The following is a 19,775-nucleotide window of genomic DNA, read 5'->3' on the forward strand; positions in this document are numbered from 1 at the left end:
CCAGCCGAAATTTCGCCTGTCCTCGCTTGCAACATAGCCTCATATGTGAAAATAGTATTTACAAAAGAAGATTGGCGAGGAGGAGACATCGTGCAATCAGGCGCTTCGATGCGTGCTCGAATGATCACCTGGGCGCTGTCGCGAGACCGGTGGATTGAGCCATGAATGATTTCGCACCCACCGTCGGTGTTGCCTCGACGTACCCCAAGAATATGCCTGCCGATCATGCCGCCCTGCCGGTGTGGAACGCCGAGAACTGGTTCTACGAGGACTGGCCGGTTGGCCAGAGAATCCGTTCGTTGCGACGCACCATGGCGGAAGGCGACAGCCATCTCTTCAACACGCTGGTGCTCGACGTCCACCCTTACGTGCAGGACCAGATGTTCGCCGAGAGCGAAGGCATTTTCGGCAAGCGGCTGATCGCCGGCGCGTTCGTCTTCTCGGCTGGGCTGGGGCTGGTCGCCACCAACTGCGTCAACGCCTTCTCCTACGGCTATGACAAGCTCCGCTTCATAAAGCCCGTCTTCATCGGCGATACCATCTATTCGATCCGTTCCAACCTCGACAAGAAGCCCCGCTACAAGGAGATGGGGCTGATCCGCGCCAGCTATGAGGTGTTCAAGGGCGAAGGCGAGCTGGTGCTCTATTGCGAGCATCTGCAGACGGTGAAGTACCGCAACCCTGCCGATTTCGTCGGCAAGACGGAGAAATAGACATGCCGGCAGCAGCCGAATTGCCGCTGGCCGGCCTCGTCGTCGTCGACATGAGCCAATTCCTGTCTGGGCCGTACTGCTCGCTCAGGCTGCTCGATCTCGGCGCCCGCGTCATCAAGGTCGAGCGTCCTGACGGAGGCGATCTGTCGCGCCGGCTTTATCTCAGCGACACCGAGATCGGCGGCGATTCGACGATCTTCCATGCCATCAACCGGGCCAAGGAAAGCCTCGCCATCGATTTGAAGAAGGAGGCGGACCTCAAGGTATTGCGCGGGCTGCTGGCCAAGGCCGATGTGCTGATCCAGAATTTCCGGCCCGGCGTCATCGAACGCCTTGGCCTCGACTACGAGGCCGTCCGCCAGATCAACCCGCGCCTGGTCTATGCCTCGATCAGCGGCTATGGCGAGGAGGGTCCGTGGGTGAAGCGCCCGGGCCAGGATCTTCTGGCGCAATCGCGCTCCGGCGTGATGTGGTTGAATGGCGACGAAGACCAGGGGCCGGTGCCGTTCGGGCTCGCCATCGGCGACATGCTGGCGGGTGCGGCCTGCGCGCAAGGCATCCTGGCAGCACTGGTGCGGCGCGGCATCACCGGTCAGGGAAGCCATATAGAGACCAGCCTTTTGGAAGCGCTGGTCGACTTCCAGTTCGAGGTGCTGACCACGCATCTCAATGACGGTCGTCGCCTGCCCAGGCGCTCAAGTTTCCGCAGCGCGCATGCCTATCTCTCCGCGCCTTATGGCGTCTATCCGGCCAAGGACGGATATCTCGCCATCGCCATGACGCCTATCCCCAAGCTCGCCGAACTCTTGTCGCTCAGGGAGTTGGCCCCCTATTGCGACAAGCCGGCATCCTGGTTCACCGCGCGCGACGATATCAAGGCGATCATCGCCCAGAGGATCGCCACCAAGACCATCGACGAATGGCTCGAAATCCTGGAGCCGGCCGACATCTGGTGCGCCAAGGTGTTGAACTGGCCGGAGATGCTGGCAAGCCAGGGTTTCCAGTCGCTCGACATGCTGCAGACGGTGACGCGTGAGGATGACGTCTCGATCCTGACCACCAGTTCACCGCTCAGGGTTGATGGGATCAGAGCCAAGGTTGACCGCGCGGCGCCGCGCATCGGCGAGCACAGTACGAAAATCCGCGAGGAATTCGGCCTGTGAGCACGCTCAAGGGCATGACCTGGAGCCACCCGCGCGGCTATGATCCGATGATCGCGTGTTCATCTCTGTGGGAGCAGAAGACCGGCATTCCGATCGAGTGGGACAAGCGTTCGCTGCAGGATTTCGAATCCTATCCGGTCGAGGAGCTGGCGCGCGCCTATGATTTGATCGTCATCGACCATCCGCATGTCGGCCAGATCACGGCGGAGCGCTGTCTTGAGCCTCTCGACGTCACCGGCCGCGAGGCGCAGCGCGCCGCGCTTGCCTCGGGCAGCGTCGGCCAATCCTATCCGAGTTACACCTGGCAGGGCCGGCAATGGGCGTTTCCGATCGACGCGGCGGCGCAGGTGCAGGCCTGGCGGCCGGACGCGCTCGATGCGCCGGCAGCGACGTGGAGCGAGATGCTCGCTGTCGCCCGGCAGGGCGGCGTGTTGCTGCCACTGCGGCCACCGCATTGCCTGATGACATTCTACACGCTGGCCGGCAATCTCGGGCATCCCTGCGCGACCGATCCGTCTGGCGATCTTATCGACGTCGAGATGGGCTGCGAAGTCTTCGATAGGATGCGAGAGATCGCGGCGCTGGTCGACCCCACCTGCTTCGACATGGACCCGATCGCCATTTCGGAGCGCATGGCCGAGGCCGGCTCCCGCATTGTCTGTGCGCCGCTGATCTATGGCTATGTCTCTTATGCGGCGTCGGGTTTTCGCGCGAACAGGCTGGCCTTTGCCGACATCCCGGTCATTGGTTCCAATGGCCCGATCGGCTCGGCGCTCGGCGGCACAGGCATTGCGGTCTCGGCCTTTTCCAAGGCGAAGGACGCCGCGATCGACTTCGCCTACTGGATCGCCAGCGGCGATGTCCAGAGCGGCATCTATGCCGCCGCCGGCGGCCAGCCGGGCCATGCGGCTGCCTGGGAAGACCAGACGGTCAATGAAGCGACCGCCAACTTCTATCGGGACACGCGCGCGACGCTGGAGGACGCCTGGATGCGGCCGCGCCATGACGGCTACATGGCGTTCCAGCAGGCGGCGTCCGACCGCATCAATTCCGGTCTGACCTCCGGCGACCCGGCCGGCCAGGTCGTCGCCGATCTCATCAGCCTGTTCCGGGCCAGCATCCAGGCGGCCACCTGAGGGACTGGATCGTTACTTCAACCGCCACTGCTTGCGGGCGTTACCCGACAAAAGCTTGTCACGTTCCGAGACGCTGCAGCCGGCAAGCAGCGCATGTGTCGCCGCCACCCAGGTCGAGAGACCACCACCAAGCGTACAGACCGGCCAATCGCTGCCCCAGACAACACGGTCCCAGCCGAATGAATTGATGGTGTGTTCGACGTAAGGCCGGAGTGTCTCGACCGTCCAACTGCCGGAGTCCGCATAGGCGACCACCCCGGAGACCTTGGCCATGACGTTCGGACGCCGCGCGATCTCGCTCATGTGTTCACGCCAGGGATGCTCAGCGTTGCCCTTGATGTCGGGGACACCGCAATGGTCGAGCACGAACTGGACATCGGGAGCCAGATCGGCGAGCGCCATCGCCTTGGGGACCTGATGCGTCAGTACGACGAGGTCGAAGGTCAGGCCGGTGCCGCCAAGCCGCTTAATGTTGTCACGGAACAATGCCCCTTCCGAAATATCGTCCGGCACGACGTGGAGGACACGGCGAAAGCCTTTGACGAAGGGATTTGCCCGCTGGCGTTCAAGATAGGCAGGGAAATCCGCCTCCTCGGGACGGCAAGATGCAATCGCCCCGGCGAGCATGCTGCCTGCTTGCCGCGACAGGCCCTCGACACGGGTGGTTTCCGCCTCGATATCGGCCGGGTCGACATCCACCTCCATATGCAGCACGCAGCCGACGCCGACACGCTTTGCCTCTGTGGCGTATTCTTCATAGGAGAAATCGCGGTTCAGTGCCGGCTCACCGGCAAGCCAGGGATAACGCAGCACCGAGCGATCGATGAGATGCAAATGGGTGTCGATGATCATGGCGATGCTCCTCCGCTGGCTTTCTCAGATCATCTCACGGGGGAATTCTTCATTCAAATAAGAATTCATGCCGATGAACCGACGGCCGACCCGGCTAGGTGCGACAGCTTTTCGCAGGTTGCCAGCAACAACTCGATGGTCCGGGTGATATCGGGCGCGGACGGCGCGTTGACCACGGTGATGTAGGGGATCGACAGCGCCGCGATGGCCTTGCCGTCGGAACCGCGCACCGGGGCGGAGAGGTTGAAGACGCCTGCGGTCTGCATGGAAGCCATCATCTCGTAGCCGCGGTCGCGAATCTGGTCGAGACGGGCGAAGAACTCGGCCGGCTGCGCGGTCTTGTCGGTGCTACGGACATGCTCCGAGATCATCATCTGCCGCTCTTCCGGCGAACGGAAGGCGAGCAGGACGTGGCCTGAACCGGTATCGAACAGGCTAATGTGGGAGCCGACACGGATCGAAATGCCCCAGTAGTTCGGCGCCTCCTGCTGGCCGATCACGACAGCGGAACCGCGGTCAAAAACAACGAGTTGGTTGGCTTGCTGCGAGGTCTCGGCCAACTCGCGCATCAGCGGCGTCGCATAGGAAACCAGCCGCCGCACCGGCGCGTGCAATTGTGCCAGGCCAAACAGCTTGAGCGTCAGCGAATAGCGGTCGCCGTCCAGTCGCGTGACGTAGCCACGCCGCACCAGCCGGTCCAGCATGCGATAAAATTCATTGGGGCTGCGGTCGAGTTTCTTGGCGATTTCCGCCTGCGTCAGGCCGCCATCGACGCCAGCCAGCAGTTCGAGGATGTCGAGCCCCTTGTCGAGCGCCGGCGCGCGGTAGCGCTCGTCTTCGCTGTCTTCCATGGCTCGTCCCTCCAGTGAATTCAGCTCTTCATATACGCAGGAACGTGGCTGGCGGAAACAAATTTCGCCTTGACGTATCCATGAATGTTTTGTTTGTATATGAATGTATGACTTCTTGTCATCAGACGAGTTGCGGTCGCCGCTGAGGCGCACCAAGGGAGGATATCAATGAACAGACTGCTTTCCGGCGTGTCCGCCGGCGCATTGGCACTCGCATTTGGCGCGGGTGCTGCCCTTGCCAGCGACCTGCCCGGCAAGTTCGAAGGCGTGACCGTCGACGTAAAGCTGATCGGCGGCCAGCAATATGAAAAGCTCTACGAGCGCATCCCGGAGTGGGAGAAGGCGACCGGCGCCAAGGTCAATATCCTGACCAAGAAGAACGGCTTCGATATCGACAAGGAGCTCAAGTCCGACATCGCTTCGGGCAGCACCAACTGGTGCGTCGGCTGGAACCATTCCTCCTTCGCGCCGCAGTACACCGGCCTCTACACCGATCTCAGCAAGCTCCTGCCGAAGTCGGAGATCGACGGCTTCGTGCCGTCGACGATCAAGGCGGCAACCATCGACGGCAAGCTGGAAATGCTGCCGCGTGCGCAGTTCGACGTTTCGGCGCTCTACTACCAGAAGAGCCTGTACGAAAACGCCGACAACAAGACCAAGTTCAAGGCCAAATACGGCTACGACCTGGTGCCGCCGGACACCTGGAAGGAAGTCACCGACCAGGCCGAGTTCTTCGCCAACCCACCCAATTTCTACGGCACCCAGTTCGCCGGCAAGGAAGAGGCGATCAACGGCCGCTTCTACGAAATGGTGGTCGCCGAGGGCGGCGAATATCTCGACAAGGACGGCAAGCCGGTCTTCAATTCCGAGGCAGGCATCCGGGCGCTCGACTGGTTCGTCAACCTTTACAAGGCCAAGGCCGTGCCGGCCGGAACCACCAACTACCTCTGGGACGATCTCGGCCAGGGCTTTGCCTCGGGCACCGTCGCCATCAATCTGGACTGGCCGGGCTGGGCCGGATTCTTCAACGATCCGAAGTCGTCGAAGGTCGCCGGCAATGTCGGCGTCAAGGTCGCGCCGAAGGGCTCCGCTGGCGTACGCACCGGCTGGTCGGGCTTCCATGGTTTCTCGGTGACCGAGAATTGCCCGAACAAGGAGGCAGCCGCGTCGCTCGTATGGTGGCTGACCAATGAGGACAGCCAGAAGCTCGAGGCCGCCGCCGGCCCGCTGCCGACGCGCACCGCGGTCTGGGACTGGGACCTGCAGCAGGCCGCGAACGATCCTTACAAGAAGGAGGTTCTGTCGGCTTTCCAGGAAGAAGCCAAGCACGCCTTTGCCGTGCCGCAGACGCCTGAGTGGATCGAGATCTCGAACGCCGTCTATCCCGAGTTGCAGGCCGCTATCCTCGGCGACAAGACCTCCAAGCAGGCACTGGATGAAGCCGCCGCCAAGGCGACGCAGATCCTGCAGGACGCCGGCAAACTCTAAGCATTGTTCTCAAGACCGCCTCCCCCACTGTGAATGGGGGAGGCGATCGCGTCTTGCCGGTGCTGTCCATTCATCGGTCAGGCCCCGGCCCAAAATTGCATGCCAGATACCAAAGGACCCCGATGAAGGGCTTCAAGCCATCCGCACCATTCCTGCTGCTGCTTCCGGCGTTCATCGTGCTGGCGGCGGTCGTGGTGGTGCCGTTGCTTCTCTCGCTCTATTCCAGCTTCACGCCCTTCCGGCTGACCAAGCCCGAGACGTTTTTCGTCTTCATCGGCTTGCGGAACTATCTTTCGATCCTGGCCAATATCGATTTCTGGTGGGCGTTCGGGCGCACGGTTCTGCTGCTGACGATCGCGCTCAATCTTGAAATGCTGCTTGGCCTCGGCCTCGCCATGCTGGTCGAGAAGGCGACACGCGGCCAGCGCATCCTGCGCACGCTGATGATGTTTCCGATGATGTTCTCGCCGATCCTCGTCGGCTTCCAGTTCAAGTTCATGTTCAACGATAATATCGGTCTGGTGAACAACGCGCTGCAGTCGCTCGGCATCACCAGCGACGCCATCCCGTGGCTGATCGAAGGCCATCTCGCCCTCGTCGCAATTTCAGTCGCCGAGATCTGGTCGTCGACGGCGATCTTCGCCATCCTGATCCTGGCCGGGCTGCTCGCCATGCCCAAGGAACCGATCGAGGCGGCTCGCGTCGATGGCTGCACGCCGTGGCAGACATTCCGCTATGTGACGTGGCCGTTCGTCATGCCCTTCGCCTACATCGCCATGACCATCCGCTCGCTCGACGTGGCGCGCGCCTATGACATCGTCAAGATCATGACCGATGGCGGGCCGGCCGGCCGCACCGAACTGCTTTGGACGCTGGTGGCGCGCACCGCCTATAGCGACGGACGCATGGGAATGGCCAACGCCATGGCCTATTTCTCGATCCTGCTGTCGATCGCCTTCACAGTCTACTTCTTCAACAAGCTCGCCGCGGCGCGCACGCAGACCGGTGCCGAGTGGTGAAGATGGACGAGAATTCTTCCGCCCGCCTCAAGCGCCGACTGCTTGATATCGTCTATCGTATCGGCCTGTTTCTGGCGATGCTGACGATCTGCCTGCCCGGCCTCTGGATCGTTCTATCGTCGCTGCGACCGACGGTCGAGATCATGGCGAAGCCGCCTGTGTGGATCCCGCAGGACATTTCGTTCGATGCCTATGTCGCGATGTTCTCAGGCATCGGCAAGGGCGGCATTCCGGTCATCGAGTATTTCCGCAACTCGCTGATCATCTCGGTGACCTCGACGGTTATCGCGGTCGCCATCGGCATGGCCGGTGGCTATGCCTTCGCGCGCTACCGCTTCCGCGGCAAGTCGAGCGTCTTCCTCGGCCTGATGCTGACGCGCACGGTGCCGGGCATCGCGCTTTCGCTGCCACTGTTCTTCCTCTATGTGCGGCTCGGCATCATCGACACGCATTTCGGGCTGATCCTCGCCTATGTCGCACTCAACGTGCCGTTCACTATCTGGCTGATCGACGGCTTCTTTCGCCAGGTGCCGAAGGACCTCGCGGAAGCAGCGCAGATCGACGGCTGCACGCGCTGGCAGGCCTTCTGGCAGGTGGAATTCCCACTCGCCGGACCGGGCATTGCGTCGGCGGCGATCTTCGCCTTCCTGACCTGCTGGAACGAGTTCGCGCTGGCTTCCCAACTGACCCGCTCGGTGAGCGCCAAGACGCTGCCGGTCGGCCTGCTCGACTACACGGCCGAGTTCACCATCGACTGGCGCGGCATGTGCGCGCTCGCCGTTGTGATGATCATCCCGGCGCTCACCCTCACTTTCATCGTCCAGAAACACCTTGTCGGCGGCCTGACCTCCGGCGCGGTGAAAGGCTGATCCAATGGCAACGGTTTCCCTCAAAAAGCTGACCAAGCGCTACGGCAATATCCAGATCGTGCATGGCATCGACCTCGACATCACCGACCGCGAATTCATCGCGCTGGTCGGCCCGTCAGGCTGCGGCAAATCGACGACGCTGCGCATGATCGCCGGGCTGGAAGAGATCAGCGCCGGCTCGATCGAGATCGGCGGGCGCGTCGTCAACGACCTGCCGCCACGCTCGCGCAACATCTCGATGGTGTTCCAGTCCTATGCGCTCTACCCGCATATGACGGTGCGCGAAAATCTCGGCTTCTCCCTGAAGATCGCCGGTGCCGCCAAGGAGGATATGGACCGCCGTGTCGCCGAGGCTTCAGCCATCCTCGGGCTCGATACTTTGCTCGACCGCCGCCCGTCGCAACTCTCCGGCGGGCAACGCCAGCGCGTCGCCATGGGCCGCGCCATCGTGCGCGACCCCGATGTCTTCCTGTTCGACGAGCCGCTTTCCAATCTCGATGCCAAGCTTCGCACGCAGATGCGCACCGAGATCAAGAAGCTGCATGCCAAGGTCCAATCGACGGTGATCTACGTCACCCACGACCAGGTCGAGGCGATGACGCTTGCCGACCGCATCGTCATCATGCGCGACGGCTACATCGAACAGGTCGGCACACCAGACGAGGTTTTCCGGCGCCCGGCGACACGCTTCGTCGCCGGCTTCATCGGCTCGCCGCCTATGAACCTGCATGAGGCCACGATAGACGACGGCCAGCTGGCTTTCGCCAGCGGCGCCAAGCTGCCGCTGCCCAGCCAGTTCAAGGCCAATGTCGCCATCGGCGACAAGGTCGTGTTCGGGCTGCGACCCGACGACATCTACCCGACCGGCCATGGCATCAGTTCGGGAAGTTCCGCCGACGTGCACCAGATCGAATTGCCGATCACCGTCACCGAGCCGCTCGGCAACGAGACGCTGGTGTTCGTCGAGTTCAACGGCAGCGATTGGGTCTCGCGCATGCTGAACCCCCGCCCGCTGCGATCCGGCGAGCGCGTCGCCATGAGCCTCGACCTGTCGCAGGCGCATCTGTTTGCCACCGAGACCGGAAAGACATTGCGGAGCTGACCGACATGGCAAGGATCGAGAAAATCGAACTGCGGATGGTGGTCCTTGTGCCAAAGGTCAAGCGCACAGACGCCATCCAGAGCTTCGTCAGCCAGGAAACGCCTATCGTGACGATCACCGATTCCGACGGCGCGGTCGGCACCGGTTACAGTTACACGATCGGCACCGGCGGTTCGTCGGTGATGCGGCTCTTGTCCGACCACCTGGTGCCGCGCCTGATCGGCCGCGATCCTGATATGATCGAGGCGATCTGGCACGATCTCGAATTCGCCACCCATGCCACCACGATAGGTGCGATCACGGCGATCGCCATCGCGGCAATCGACATCGCACTATGGGACCTCAGGGCGAAGAAAAAGAACCTGCCGCTGTGGAAGCTCGCCGGCGGCGCCAAGGACCGCTGCCCGCTCTACACGACCGAAGGCGGCTGGCTGCATATCGATACGCAGGCGCTGGTCGACGATGCGCTGGCCGCCAAGGCGAAGGGATTTCGCGGCTCGAAGGTGAAGATCGGCAGGCCGCATGGGTCTGAGGATCTCGCGCGCCTGTCGGCGGTGCGAAAGGCGGTCGGCGACGGCTACGAGATCATGACCGACGCCAATCAGGGCTTCTCGGTGGACGAGGCGATCCGGCGTGCGGCGAGGTTGCGCGAACTCGATCTCGCATGGATCGAGGAGCCGCTGCCGGCCGACGACATAGACGGACATATCAGGTTGTCGAGCTCGACGCCGACGCCGATCGCGGTTGGCGAATCGCTCTATTCCATGCGCCACTTCCGCGAATACATGCAGAAAGGCGCCTGCTCGGTCGTGCAGGTCGATGTCGGCCGCATCGGCGGCATCACCCCCTGGCTCAAGATCGCCCATGCGGCGGAGGCCTTCGACATTCCGGTTTGCCCGCATTTCCTGATGGAATTGCATGTCAGCCTGACCTGTGCTGTTCAGAACGGCAGGTATGTCGAGTACATTCCGCAACTCGACCAGTTGACCGGCAGGCACATGCGCATCGAGGATGGGCATGCGCTGGCGCCCGACGAGCCCGGTATCGGCATCGATTGGGACTGGGACGCGGTCGAGGCCATGAGCATCGCCGAATTCACCACGGCGATCACGAAATAGGGGAACGAACATGCAGCGGATGGGAATGGTTCTGGGGCTGAAGCCGGAAAAGGTCGAGGAATATGTCCGCCTCCATGCCGCCGTCTGGCCGGATGTGCTGACCATGATCTCGGCCTGCAACATCAAGAATTATTCGATCTACCTGAAGCGGCCGGAGAACCTGTTGTTTTCCTATTACGAATATCACGGCACCGACTACGCGGCCGATATGGCCAAGATGGCGGCCGACCCGAAGACGCAGGAATGGTGGTCCGTCTGCGTGCCCTGCCAAGAGCCGCTTGCAACCCGCAAGGAAGGTGAGTGGTGGGCTTCGATGGACGAAGTCTTCCACCATGACTGAGGCCGGTTTCGACCCGGCCTCGCTCATCCAGTCCTGGCCAAAACCCTCAAAACCCCGACCGATCGTCACCTTCGGTGCCGGATCTATCGTCGGCGATGCGCATTTTCCGGCCTACCGGAAGGCGGAATTTCCGATCGCAGGCCTCTACGATCCGGACCAGGCCAAGGCGCAGGCCCTGGCCGATAGATGGAGCGTGACGGCGTTCCGCTCGGTGAAAAAGGCCGCTGAAGTGGAGGACGCCATCTTCGATCTGGCAACGCCACCGGGGCGGCACGCCGAGATCCTGAAGGTCCTGCCCGACGGTGCGTTCGCGCTGATCCAGAAGCCGATGGGCAACTATCTCGGCGAGGCAACCGAAATCCTCGAGATATGTCGCGCCAAGAACCTCAAAGCGGCCGTGAATTTCCAGTTGCGCTTCGCGCCGATGATGCTGGCGCTGAAGGACGCGATCGCAAAGGGCTGGCTCGGCGAGGTCGTCGACTTCGACGCCTGGCTGGCGCTGGCGACGCCGTGGCAATTGTGGGAATTCCTGCTCAAGGCGCCGCGCGTCGAGATCGCCATGCATTCGATTCATTATCTCGATCTGATCCGGCAATTGCTCGGCGACCCCAGGGGCGTCCACGCCAAGACACTCGGCCATCCCAACCACAAGGTGGCGCAGACGCGCACCAGCGCCATTCTCGACTATGGCGACACGGTGCGTTGCGCGCTGTCGATCAATCACGACCACAAGTTCGGGCGCCGGCACCAGGCCTGCGAGTTCCGCATCTGCGGCACGGAAGGTGCCGCTTATCTCAAGCTCGGCCTCAACCTCGACTATCCCCGTGGCGAACCGGACATTCTGGAGATCTATCCGAAAGGCGGGACCGATTGGATAGCCGTGCCTTTGGCCGGCGAATGGTTTCCCGACGCCTTTGTCGGGCGCATGGCCAATGTCCAGCGCTTTGCTTGCGGAGAGGACGACAAGCTGGTCAGTTCGGTCGAAGACGCCTGGACCACCATGGCGCTGGTGGAAGCCGCCTATAAATCGAGCGCGGCGCCGGCGACGCCGCTGGCCGAAAAGCCGTAAGGCAGGACATGGAACAGATCACCTATTTCGAAGACTACGAGATCGGCTCGACGCGGCTGACCAGCGGCCGCACGATCACCGAGACCGACTTCATCGTCCATGCCGGACACACCGGCGATTTCTTCCCGCACCACATGGACGCCGAGTTCATGAAGACGACGCCGTTCGGCCAGCGCATCGCGCATGGCACGCTGGTGTTGTCGGTCGGCATCGGGCTGACGGCGAACGTGATCAACCCTGTCGCCTTTTCCTATGGCTATGACCGGCTGCGCTTCATCAAGCCGGTGTTCATCGGCGACACGATCCGCACGCGCACCACCATCGCGGCCAAGGAGGACGACCCCAAGCGGCCCACCTCGGGGCGGGTGATCGAGCGCTGCGAGGTAATCAACCAGCGTGGCGAGGTGGTGCTGGCGGCCGACCACATCTACATCGTCGAACGCAAGCCGGCGCAGGACTGAAACTCCGCGCAATTCCGCGAACCGGTGGCAGGCGGTGATTCGCTCCAGACCAAGCAGCAGCGAACCGGTCCGCTGGCAGCGGCGTCCCGGCATGGTCCGGGCGGGGAAATCACATCAGTCAATCGACCTTCACGGCGACCACCGCGGCGCAGTCGCCAGCCTTGACCAGGCCAGGAAAATGCCGCGCCGCCAGCATGCCCGACATTTTCGCCCGGATATCCTGCGGAGCAACGCCGGTGCGGCCGGTGGAATGGATACGCGCCAGAACCACGCCCGCTTCGACGGGCTCGCCGAGATCGACCATGGTTTCGATCATGCCGTCGTCCTCGGCGAAGCAGAAGCAATCTCCCGAGGGCATGTCCAGCCACTGGGTTTTGCCGGTCTCGACCGCCCCGTCGACGATACCGGCATGACGCAACACGTTGAGGATGCCGCGCCGGGCGATCCGCACCGTCTCGGCTCGCGAAGTGCCGCCGCCGCCGAGCTCGGTGGTGACGAAGACCTTGCCCATTTCTTCGGCCGCCGTGTCATACATGCCGATTGCGTCGATCTCGGTCATGCGCATCGAGAACGGTGCCGAGAATGCCGCCACCGCGGCAAAGGCTTTCTGCTCCAGCGCCTTGTCAGGCAAGGTATGGGCGGCGCAGAACGGCACGAAATCCAGCGTTTTGCCACCGGAATGGAAGTCGAAGACGATGTCGGCGCGGGGAAGCAGTTCGCGTTGGAAATAATCGGCGATCTTCTGCGTCACCGTGCCGTCGGGCCGGCCGGGAAAGCTGCGGTTCATGTTGCCCTTGTCGATCGGCGAGGTGCGCGTGCCGGCCCGAAAGGCCGGATAGTTCATCGCCGGCACGATGATCACCGTGCCGCTGACCTGGTCGGGATCGAGCGTCCTGGCGAGTTCGTAGAGCGCCAGCGGCCCTTCATACTCGTCGCCATGATTGCCGCCGGTCAGCAGCGCCGTCGGCCCCTTGCCGTTGCGGATGACGCAGATCGGGATCAGCACCGAGCCCCAGGCCGAGTCGTCGCGGCTATGGGGCAGGCGCAGGAAACCATGTTGGACGCCGCCGCGATCGAAATCGACGGTCGGCGCAATGGGCGACGGGCGAAGACTGGACATCGGGCTCAATCCTTCACCACCAGCTTGCGCGGCACATTGGCCAGGCACTCCACACCGGTTTCGGTGATCAGGATGGACTCGGTGATCTCCAGTCCCATTGTCTCCAGCCAGAGACCGGTCATGAAATGGAAAGTCATGCCGGGCTTGAGCTCGGTGCGATCGCCGGGACGCAGGCTCATCGTGCGTTCGCCCCAGTCCGGCGGATAGGAAATACCGATCGGATAACCGGTGCGGTTGTCCTTGACGATGCCGTATTTCTTCAGGACGGCAAAGAAGGCGTTGGCGATATCCTCGCATGTGTTGCCCGGCCTGGCGGCGGCAAGACCTGCTTCCATGCCTTCCAGCGTCGCCTTCTCGGCATCGAGGAATTCCTGCGTTGGTTTGCCGAGAAAGACGGTGCGCGACAGCGGGCAATGGTACCTGTTGTAGCAGCCGGCGATCTCGAAGAACGTGCCCTCGCCCTGCTTCATCGGCTTGTCGTCCCAGGTCAGATGCGGCGCCGAGGCGTCCGCGCCCGACGGCAGCAGCGGAACGATCGCGGGATAATCGCCGCCGATGCCGTCGACGCCGCGCGTGCCGGCATCGTAGATCTCGGCGACCAGATCGCATTTGCGCATGCCGACTTCGATCTTGTCGACGATGCGCTGGTGCATCGCCTCGACGATGCGGGCGGCCTTGCGCATGTAGTCGATTTCGGTCGGGCTCTTCACCGCGCGCTGCCAGTTGACCAGCGCGGTGGCATCGACGAAGCGGGCGTTGGGCAGATGTTTCTGTAAAGAGGCGAAGGCGGCGGCGGAGAACCAGTAATTGTCCATCTCGACGCCGACGGTGAGCTTGCCCCAGCCGCGATCGGTCAGCACGCTGGACAGGAAGTCCATCGGATGGCGCTCGGTCGACTGCACATAATGGTCGGCGTAGCCGACGATGTTGTCATGGGCGAGATAGGCGGTACGCTTGGCGCCGTTGGCGTCCTGGCCACGGCCATACCAGACCGGCTCGCCCGACGGCGGCACGATGACCGCCTGGTGGACGTAAAACGACCAACCATCATAGCCGGTCAGCCAGGCCATGTTGGAGGGATCGCTGACGATCAAAAGATCGACGCCCTTCGCCTCCATGGCTTTCCGCGTCTTGGCGAGGCGTTCCGCATATTCGCTTCGCGAGAATTTCAGGTTCGGCTGCATAGTGTTGGTCCTCGTTTTTGGGGCTGGAGCCCGTTTCAACTTTGTTGAATCTGGCTCCAGGTAATTCTTTTTTGTCGGAGCATGATCTGCCGGGAAAACCGGTCGCCACTTTTTCCGGATCATGCTCCTGCGGCCGGGATCAGCTTGCAAAAACCGTTCCGGCTTTCGCGGCCAGCGCACGGTCGCGGGCGAACGTGGCGATCGCCGTATCCTGCACGCCGGTGCCGGTAAGATCGGCGATGGTGATGTCGCTGGCCGAGCGCCGGCCATGCTTCGCGCCGGCGATGATCTGGCCGAGCTCGGTCACATCCGTGTCAGCGGCCATCACGCCTGCCGCGATGGCATGGTGCAATTCACCCAGCCGCCGCGTCTGCTTCGCGCTGTCGGCGACATAGAGATCAGCCATGCGCAGGATCGCCGGCGCGATCTCGTTCTTGTGCTCGGCGTCGGAACCCATGGCGGTGATATGCTGGCCGGCCGAGACAAACCCGGCTTTGATCAGCGGTTCGGTCGACGGCGTGGTGGTGACGATGATGTCGGCGCCGGCAACGGCGTTGGCCGCATCGGGTTCGGCACGCACGTCGATGCCGAGCCTTTCGCGCAAGGTAGCCGCGGCGGTCTCCGCCTTGGCGGCATCGCGCGCCCAGATGCGCGCCTGCCTGATCGGCCGCACCAGCATCAGCGCTTCCAGTTGCAGCCCTGCCTGGACCCCAGCGCCGAAGATCGCGGCGACGGATGAGTCCGGCCGTGACAGGTGTTTGGCCGCGACTGCTCCCGCAGCAGCGGTACGGACGTCGGTGAGATAGCCGTTGTCGAGCAGCAAGGCTTCGACCAGGCCGGTTCTGGCTGACAAAAGCACCATCATGCCGTTTACGCTGGGCAGGCCGAGCTTGGGATTGTCGAAGAAACCGGGGCTGATCTTGATGGCGAAGCCATCGACCCCAGGCACATAGGCGGTCTTCACATCAACCTCGCCGCGATGCTGCGGAATATCGAGCCGCAGGATCGGCGGCATCGCCACGGGCAGCGTGGCAAGCGCGCGAAAGGCATTCTCGACACAGGCGACGGCATCGAGATCGAGCGTCACGATTGTGCGCAGTTCAGCTTCAGTGAGGATAGTCATCCTGCTCATGCGGCGCGCTCCGAAATCGATGGTATCTCCCCGCTGACGATCTTCCTGTGCAGTTCCATGTCGATGTTGCGGCCGGAAAGCAGAACCACGACCGGCCCCTCCGCCTTGACTTTGCCAGCGAGCAGCGCCGCGATGCCTACCGCGCCTGCTCCTTCGACGATCTCGCGTTCCTGTTCATAGCCATGGCGAATGCCGGCGGCGATCTCGTCCTCACTGAGCAGAACGACATCATCGAGCAAGTCGCGGCACATGGCGAAGGTCAGCCGGTTGTCGAGGCCGATGCCGCCACCGAGCGAATCCGCCAGCGTCGGCAGTTCCTCGACCAGCACGGGGTGGCCGGCATCGAGGCTCGCCTTCATCGCGGCGCCGCGCGCCATCGAGATGCCGACGACTTTTGTCCCGGGACGAACGCCCTTGATGGCGGCGGCGACACCGGAAGCCAAGCCACCTCCGGAGAGTTGCACCAGCACCAGAGCGGCATCCGGGACCTGCTCCATCATCTCCAGCCCGAGCGTGCCTTGCCCGGCGATGATCGCGGGATGGTCGAAGGGTGGCAGCATGACAAGCCCTACCTCCGCCACCAGCCGCTCGACCTCCTGCTGGGCATCGTCCTGGCTGTTGCCGACAATACGGATTTCCGCGCCGAGGCGGCGGATTTCGTCGAGCTTATTCTGGGGTACCAAACGCGACATGCAGATAACCGCACGCATACGCTCGAGCTTTGCCGCATGGGCGAGCGCGCGGCCATGGTTGCCGGTCGATGCCGCGATGACGCCGCGCGCCTTCTCCTCGGCATCCAGCGAAGCGACGGCGTTCGAAGCACCGCGCAATTTGAAGCTGCCGGTGGTCTGGCGGTGCTCGAGCTTGAGATGGACCGGCACGCCCAGCCGCTCGGAGAGACTCGCCGAAAGCACGACCGAAGTGCGCTCGACCTTGCCTGCAATTCGCTCACGTGCGGCGCGGATATCGCCAAGGGTTACTGTCGCCATGATCGTCAGTCGCGCGGCAGGGGCAGCGTCATCAGACGACCGAATTCGGGATGGGCTGTCTCGTCGCCGCAAAGGCGCAGACAGTTCCAGGCGGTCGCCTGGTTGCTGGTCACCACCGGGCGGCCGATCGCCTCTTCCATGCCGGTGACAGCGAGTGCGCCGCGCAGTGCCGTGCAGGACACGAACAGCGCATCGGCCTGCGGGTGCATCGCCTGGCGCGCGAGATCGACAAGCGCTGCCGGAGCAATGCGCGCCATCTCGCGATCGTCCTCAAAGCCGAGGCAGCTAAAGCTTAGGATTTCGAAGCCACGTTCGGCGAAATAGGTCGCCATCGGCCTGGAGGTTTCCATGGTATAGGGCGTGAGAATGCTGATCCTGCGGACGCCGAACGCGTTCAGCGCGCGCACGCCGGCCATTGTTGGCGTGACGACGGGCACGCCTGGTTTGGCGGCCTGGATCGCAGCCTCGACCTCTCCATCGCCAATCACCACCGAGGCCGACGTGCAGGAATAGCAGATGGCGTCGAGCGGCTCGTCCGGCAGGATCAAGGCCGCGCCCGCCGTCAACGCCGGCTGCATCTTGCGCAGGTTCTCAGGCGTCGTCGGATTGGCATAGGGGATGCGCGCGACATAGACGCCGATCCGTTCGCTCGCCACCATGCGGCGAAAATCCGGCTCGGTGGTATGGTCGGTGGCCAGGATGATGAGGCCGACGCGCCGCTCCAGCGGACGCTCATCGAGCGCTGGCCGGTTGGGCACAAGCTTGATCTCGGGCAAGGGCTTCATCCTTTATCTTTCGATCTTGCCATAGCGACGTTCCAGCCAGCGCAGCAGCACGACAGAAATCAGGCTGATGGCGAGGAAGAAGGCACCGACCAACGTGATCGGCTCGAGGTAGCGATAGTAGGTGTTGGCGACGCTTTTTGCCTGGTTCATCAGTTCCAGAACGGTGATCGCCGAGAGCAGCGGCGTCTCCTTGAACATGGCGATGAAGTAGTTGGCCAATGCCGGGATCATCGGCGGAATGGCCTGCGGGATGATGATGTGCGTCCAGGTCTGCCGGGCGCTGAGATTGCAGGCCTTGGCGGCTTCCCACTGGCCACGCGGTACATTGTCGATGCCGGCGCGGTAGACCTCCGCCGTGTAGGTGCCGTAGTGCAGGCCGAGCCCGATGACGCCGGCGACCAGGGGCGGCAGCAGGATGCCGATGTCGGGCAGCACATAGAAGATGAAATAGAGCTGCACCAGGAGCGGTGTGCCGCGGATGAATTCGGCCACCCAACCGACGGTACGCGACACCGCTTTGTTGGGCGAGCGGCGCGCCAGCGCGATGCCCAAGCCGACGATCGCCGCCAGCACCGAGCCGAGCAGCGTCGCCAGGATGGTGATCTTCACCCCCTGGATCAGGGTCGGCAGGATCTGCCGGACAAAATCCCAATCCCAATCCATCAGCGAACCCAATTCATCAGGAATGCTCCGGCCATCAGACCCGCACCCCGTCAAGGCCGCGCGCCATGCGGCGTTCCAGCGAGCGCACACCCCACGAGATGAGCAGCGCCAGGATGAAATAGATGAAAAGAATGGTGGTGAACGGCACCATGGTGTTGCCCGTCTGGGCGCGCACCACCTGTGCCTGGAAAGTGAGGTCGGCAAGCGAGATCAGCGAGACGACCGATGTCGCCTTGAGCAGCTCGATGGCATTGTTGCCGAAGGTCGGCAGCATCACCAGAAACGCCTGCGGCAGGATGACATGGCGCATGCCTTGCCAGCGGCCCAGATTGAGCGCGATGCAGGCCTCATGCTGTTCGCGGCCGATCGATTGCACGGCGCCGCGCACCACCTCTGCGGCATAGGCTCCGACATTCAAGCCCAGCGCCAATACGCCGGCCTGCAACGGGGTCAGTTCGAGACCCAGCAGGGGCAACACGAAATAGGCGAAGAAAAGCTGCACGAAGATCGATGTGCCGCGGAAGAATTCGATATAGGCCGTCGCCAGGGCCCGCAGCGCGAAGAAGCGCGACAGGCGCCCCAAGCCGGCGAGAAAGGCCATGATCAGGGCCAGCACCGACCCCATCAGCGTCAGCTCGATGGTGACAAGCGCTCCCTGCAATATCAGGCCGAAATAGCCGGACCACTGGGTCATTGAGATTCCAACGTTTGTAGTACTAGGGTCCTTCTTCCCGTTTACGGGGAGAAGATTGCCGGCAGGCAAATGAGGGGCAGAGCCAGCTCGGCAAACCGGCGCCGCCCCTCATCCGGCCCTTCGGGCCACCTTCTCCCCGTGAACGGGGAGAAGGCAAGAAAAGCGCGCGCTACTTCGCCGAGCAGAGCTTGTCGCGCGTGGTCGACATTGCCGCCGCCGCCGAGAAGCCGTAGGGCTCGATGATCTTGGCGAACTCACCCGACTTCTTCATCTTTGCCAGTTCGACGTCATAGGCATCACGCAGAGCCTCGTCGCCCTTCTTGAAGGCGGCGCCGTCGCAATAGACCGGCGCACCTTGCACCGGAGCGATGACTTCGAGGTTCGGATCGGCGGCCTTCTTCATCAGATCGTTGATCGACAGCACAGGCAGCGAATAGGCATCGATGCGGCCGTCCTGCACCATCTTCAGGCCGCTCTGGCCGTCCGGCACGACGATGACGCGCTCGCGCGGCACGCCGGCGTTGAGCGCCAGCTTCTCCTCGGTGCCGCCGCCGGGCGCGCCGATGGTGGCGGACGTGTCCTTGGCGACATCCTCGTAGCTCTTGAAGCCTTTCGGATTGCCCTTCTTCACCAGCATCGCCTCGGCGTCGCACAGCACCGGCTCCGAATAGGCGACCGCCGCGCAACGCTCCGGCTTCATGAACAGGCCGGCGGTGACGACGTCGAAGCGGCCGGCCTGCAGGCCGGGGATCATGGCGCCATACTCAGAGATCGAGGCGACGATATCGGCCACTCCGAGACGCTTGAAAATCTCGCGCGCCACATCGGGCGCGGCGCCCGAAACCTTGCCGTCGGCGGCGACCGCCGTGTAGGGCGGCTCGTTGGCGATAGCGACGCGTGCGAACCCTTGCGCCTTGAGTTGTTCGAGCTTCTTGTCCGCGGCCGAGCCCAGGCTCGATGTCGCAAGCACCGCCGTCAGTGCGAGGCCAGCGACGCCGGCCAGAATGCCAAATTTCTTCATTGTTCC

Annotated in this window: 21 protein-coding genes; 11 read left to right on the forward strand and 10 right to left on the reverse strand. The window is 63.0% G+C overall.

Annotated elements, in window-relative coordinates; genetic code table 11:
* Positions 1–161: 161 nt before the first annotated feature.
* The 3 genes from FJ960_RS14645 to FJ960_RS14655 are packed head-to-tail and all read left to right on the forward strand — an operon-like array spanning position 162 to position 3,012.
* Positions 162–713, forward strand: coding sequence for a MaoC family dehydratase (locus FJ960_RS14645; RefSeq protein WP_140714840.1), 552 nt, complete (start codon positions 162–164; stop codon positions 711–713).
* Positions 714–715: 2 nt separating this feature from the next.
* Positions 716–1,876, forward strand: coding sequence for a CaiB/BaiF CoA-transferase family protein (locus FJ960_RS14650; protein ID WP_140714842.1), 1,161 nt, complete (start codon positions 716–718; stop codon positions 1,874–1,876).
* A gap of 14 nt (positions 1,877–1,890) precedes the next feature.
* Entirely contained in the window at positions 1,891–3,012 is a 1,122-nt protein-coding gene (locus FJ960_RS14655) for a carbohydrate ABC transporter substrate-binding protein (RefSeq protein WP_140714982.1), read from the forward strand.
* A gap of 12 nt (positions 3,013–3,024) precedes the next feature.
* Here the strand turns inward: FJ960_RS14655 and FJ960_RS14660 are convergent, their stop codons facing one another.
* Together FJ960_RS14660 and FJ960_RS14665 are read right to left on the reverse strand one after the other, a co-directional pair.
* Entirely contained in the window at positions 3,025–3,864 is an 840-nt protein-coding gene (locus FJ960_RS14660; protein ID WP_140714844.1) for an amidohydrolase, read from the reverse strand.
* 65 nt (positions 3,865–3,929) lie between these two features.
* Positions 3,930–4,715, reverse strand: coding sequence for an IclR family transcriptional regulator (locus tag FJ960_RS14665; RefSeq protein WP_140505741.1), 786 nt, complete (start codon positions 4,713–4,715; stop codon positions 3,930–3,932).
* Positions 4,716–4,883: 168 nt separating this feature from the next.
* Between FJ960_RS14665 and FJ960_RS14670 the strand changes: the two genes are divergently transcribed.
* The 8 genes from FJ960_RS14670 to FJ960_RS14705 all read left to right on the forward strand — a co-directional run bounded on the left by FJ960_RS14670 (position 4,884) and on the right by FJ960_RS14705 (position 12,181).
* Positions 4,884–6,203, forward strand: a complete 1,320-nt coding sequence (locus tag FJ960_RS14670; RefSeq protein WP_140714846.1) for a sugar ABC transporter substrate-binding protein — start codon at positions 4,884–4,886, stop codon at positions 6,201–6,203.
* A gap of 122 nt (positions 6,204–6,325) precedes the next feature.
* Entirely contained in the window at positions 6,326–7,222 is an 897-nt protein-coding gene (locus tag FJ960_RS14675) for a sugar ABC transporter permease (protein WP_140714848.1), read from the forward strand.
* Between the two features lie 2 nt (positions 7,223–7,224).
* On the forward strand, positions 7,225–8,091 hold the full coding sequence (locus FJ960_RS14680) for a carbohydrate ABC transporter permease (RefSeq protein ID WP_140617472.1): 867 nt from the start codon (positions 7,225–7,227) through the stop codon (positions 8,089–8,091).
* A 4-nt stretch (positions 8,092–8,095) separates the two neighbouring features.
* Positions 8,096–9,193 carry a sn-glycerol-3-phosphate ABC transporter ATP-binding protein UgpC gene (gene ugpC / locus FJ960_RS14685; RefSeq protein WP_140714850.1) on the forward strand — a complete coding sequence of 366 codons (1,098 nt, stop codon included), beginning with the start codon at positions 8,096–8,098 and terminating at the stop codon, positions 9,191–9,193.
* A 5-nt stretch (positions 9,194–9,198) separates the two neighbouring features.
* On the forward strand, positions 9,199–10,311 hold the full coding sequence (locus FJ960_RS14690) for a mandelate racemase/muconate lactonizing enzyme family protein (RefSeq protein ID WP_140714852.1): 1,113 nt from the start codon (positions 9,199–9,201) through the stop codon (positions 10,309–10,311).
* A 10-nt stretch (positions 10,312–10,321) separates the two neighbouring features.
* The gene (locus FJ960_RS14695) at positions 10,322–10,651 is read left to right on the forward strand and encodes an L-rhamnose mutarotase (RefSeq protein ID WP_027145216.1); all 330 of its coding nucleotides are present in this window, start codon (positions 10,322–10,324) and stop codon (positions 10,649–10,651) included.
* The gene (locus tag FJ960_RS14700; RefSeq protein ID WP_140714854.1) at positions 10,644–11,720 is read left to right on the forward strand and encodes a Gfo/Idh/MocA family oxidoreductase; all 1,077 of its coding nucleotides are present in this window, start codon (positions 10,644–10,646) and stop codon (positions 11,718–11,720) included. The genes FJ960_RS14695 and FJ960_RS14700 overlap by 8 nt, the downstream gene beginning before the upstream one ends.
* A gap of 8 nt (positions 11,721–11,728) precedes the next feature.
* Positions 11,729–12,181 carry a MaoC/PaaZ C-terminal domain-containing protein gene (locus FJ960_RS14705; RefSeq protein WP_140714856.1) on the forward strand — a complete coding sequence of 151 codons (453 nt, stop codon included), beginning with the start codon at positions 11,729–11,731 and terminating at the stop codon, positions 12,179–12,181.
* Between the two features lie 118 nt (positions 12,182–12,299).
* On the opposite strand, the gene doeB is transcribed toward FJ960_RS14705, so the two are convergent.
* The 8 genes from doeB to ehuB all read right to left on the reverse strand — a co-directional run bounded on the left by doeB (position 12,300) and on the right by ehuB (position 19,769).
* On the reverse strand, positions 12,300–13,301 hold the full coding sequence (gene doeB, locus FJ960_RS14710; RefSeq protein WP_140714858.1) for a N(2)-acetyl-L-2,4-diaminobutanoate deacetylase DoeB: 1,002 nt from the start codon (positions 13,299–13,301) through the stop codon (positions 12,300–12,302).
* A 5-nt stretch (positions 13,302–13,306) separates the two neighbouring features.
* Positions 13,307–14,485: an ectoine hydrolase DoeA gene (gene doeA, locus FJ960_RS14715; protein ID WP_140714860.1), complete on the reverse strand. Its 1,179-nt coding sequence runs from the start codon at positions 14,483–14,485 to the stop codon at positions 13,307–13,309.
* A 139-nt stretch (positions 14,486–14,624) separates the two neighbouring features.
* On the reverse strand, positions 14,625–15,617 hold the full coding sequence (gene eutC, locus FJ960_RS14720; RefSeq protein ID WP_140714862.1) for an ectoine utilization protein EutC: 993 nt from the start codon (positions 15,615–15,617) through the stop codon (positions 14,625–14,627).
* Positions 15,614–16,606: a hydroxyectoine utilization dehydratase EutB gene (gene eutB, locus FJ960_RS14725; protein ID WP_140714864.1), complete on the reverse strand. Its 993-nt coding sequence runs from the start codon at positions 16,604–16,606 to the stop codon at positions 15,614–15,616. Before eutB ends, eutC begins: the two co-directional genes overlap by 4 nt.
* A gap of 5 nt (positions 16,607–16,611) precedes the next feature.
* Positions 16,612–17,391: an ectoine utilization protein EutA gene (eutA, locus tag FJ960_RS14730; RefSeq protein WP_140505764.1), complete on the reverse strand. Its 780-nt coding sequence runs from the start codon at positions 17,389–17,391 to the stop codon at positions 16,612–16,614.
* A gap of 3 nt (positions 17,392–17,394) precedes the next feature.
* Positions 17,395–18,054, reverse strand: coding sequence for an ectoine/hydroxyectoine ABC transporter permease subunit EhuD (gene ehuD / locus FJ960_RS14735; protein ID WP_140505765.1), 660 nt, complete (start codon positions 18,052–18,054; stop codon positions 17,395–17,397).
* 34 nt (positions 18,055–18,088) lie between these two features.
* On the reverse strand, positions 18,089–18,748 hold the full coding sequence (ehuC, locus tag FJ960_RS14740; protein WP_140714866.1) for an ectoine/hydroxyectoine ABC transporter permease subunit EhuC: 660 nt from the start codon (positions 18,746–18,748) through the stop codon (positions 18,089–18,091).
* A gap of 169 nt (positions 18,749–18,917) precedes the next feature.
* Positions 18,918–19,769 (reverse strand): ectoine/hydroxyectoine ABC transporter substrate-binding protein EhuB, encoded by an 852-nt coding sequence (gene ehuB / locus FJ960_RS14745; RefSeq protein WP_140714868.1) that lies wholly within the window; start codon positions 19,767–19,769, stop codon positions 18,918–18,920.
* Between the last annotated feature and the right edge of the window lie 6 nt (positions 19,770–19,775).

The sequence above is a fragment of the Mesorhizobium sp. B2-3-11 genome, assembly GCF_006442215.1.
GTDB lineage: Bacteria > Pseudomonadota > Alphaproteobacteria > Rhizobiales > Rhizobiaceae > Mesorhizobium > Mesorhizobium salmacidum.

Coding starts and splice junctions, on each gene's coding strand:
- FJ960_RS14645 (WP_140714840.1), top strand. CDS start 162: ATGAATGATTTCGCACCCACCGTCGGTGTTGCCTCGACGTACCCCAAG.
- FJ960_RS14650 (WP_140714842.1), top strand. CDS start 716: ATGCCGGCAGCAGCCGAATTGCCGCTGGCCGGCCTCGTCGTCGTCGAC.
- FJ960_RS14655 (WP_140714982.1), top strand. CDS start 1,891: ATGACCTGGAGCCACCCGCGCGGCTATGATCCGATGATCGCGTGTTCA.
- FJ960_RS14660 (WP_140714844.1), bottom strand. CDS start 3,864: ATGATCATCGACACCCATTTGCATCTCATCGATCGCTCGGTGCTGCGT.
- FJ960_RS14665 (WP_140505741.1), bottom strand. CDS start 4,715: ATGGAAGACAGCGAAGACGAGCGCTACCGCGCGCCGGCGCTCGACAAG.
- FJ960_RS14670 (WP_140714846.1), top strand. CDS start 4,884: ATGAACAGACTGCTTTCCGGCGTGTCCGCCGGCGCATTGGCACTCGCA.
- FJ960_RS14675 (WP_140714848.1), top strand. CDS start 6,326: ATGAAGGGCTTCAAGCCATCCGCACCATTCCTGCTGCTGCTTCCGGCG.
- FJ960_RS14680 (WP_140617472.1), top strand. CDS start 7,225: ATGGACGAGAATTCTTCCGCCCGCCTCAAGCGCCGACTGCTTGATATC.
- ugpC (WP_140714850.1), top strand. CDS start 8,096: ATGGCAACGGTTTCCCTCAAAAAGCTGACCAAGCGCTACGGCAATATC.
- FJ960_RS14690 (WP_140714852.1), top strand. CDS start 9,199: ATGGCAAGGATCGAGAAAATCGAACTGCGGATGGTGGTCCTTGTGCCA.
- FJ960_RS14695 (WP_027145216.1), top strand. CDS start 10,322: ATGCAGCGGATGGGAATGGTTCTGGGGCTGAAGCCGGAAAAGGTCGAG.
- FJ960_RS14700 (WP_140714854.1), top strand. CDS start 10,644: ATGACTGAGGCCGGTTTCGACCCGGCCTCGCTCATCCAGTCCTGGCCA.
- FJ960_RS14705 (WP_140714856.1), top strand. CDS start 11,729: ATGGAACAGATCACCTATTTCGAAGACTACGAGATCGGCTCGACGCGG.
- doeB (WP_140714858.1), bottom strand. CDS start 13,301: ATGTCCAGTCTTCGCCCGTCGCCCATTGCGCCGACCGTCGATTTCGAT.
- doeA (WP_140714860.1), bottom strand. CDS start 14,485: ATGCAGCCGAACCTGAAATTCTCGCGAAGCGAATATGCGGAACGCCTC.
- eutC (WP_140714862.1), bottom strand. CDS start 15,617: ATGAGCAGGATGACTATCCTCACTGAAGCTGAACTGCGCACAATCGTG.
- eutB (WP_140714864.1), bottom strand. CDS start 16,606: ATGGCGACAGTAACCCTTGGCGATATCCGCGCCGCACGTGAGCGAATT.
- eutA (WP_140505764.1), bottom strand. CDS start 17,391: ATGAAGCCCTTGCCCGAGATCAAGCTTGTGCCCAACCGGCCAGCGCTC.
- ehuD (WP_140505765.1), bottom strand. CDS start 18,054: ATGGATTGGGATTGGGATTTTGTCCGGCAGATCCTGCCGACCCTGATC.
- ehuC (WP_140714866.1), bottom strand. CDS start 18,748: ATGACCCAGTGGTCCGGCTATTTCGGCCTGATATTGCAGGGAGCGCTT.
- ehuB (WP_140714868.1), bottom strand. CDS start 19,769: ATGAAGAAATTTGGCATTCTGGCCGGCGTCGCTGGCCTCGCACTGACG.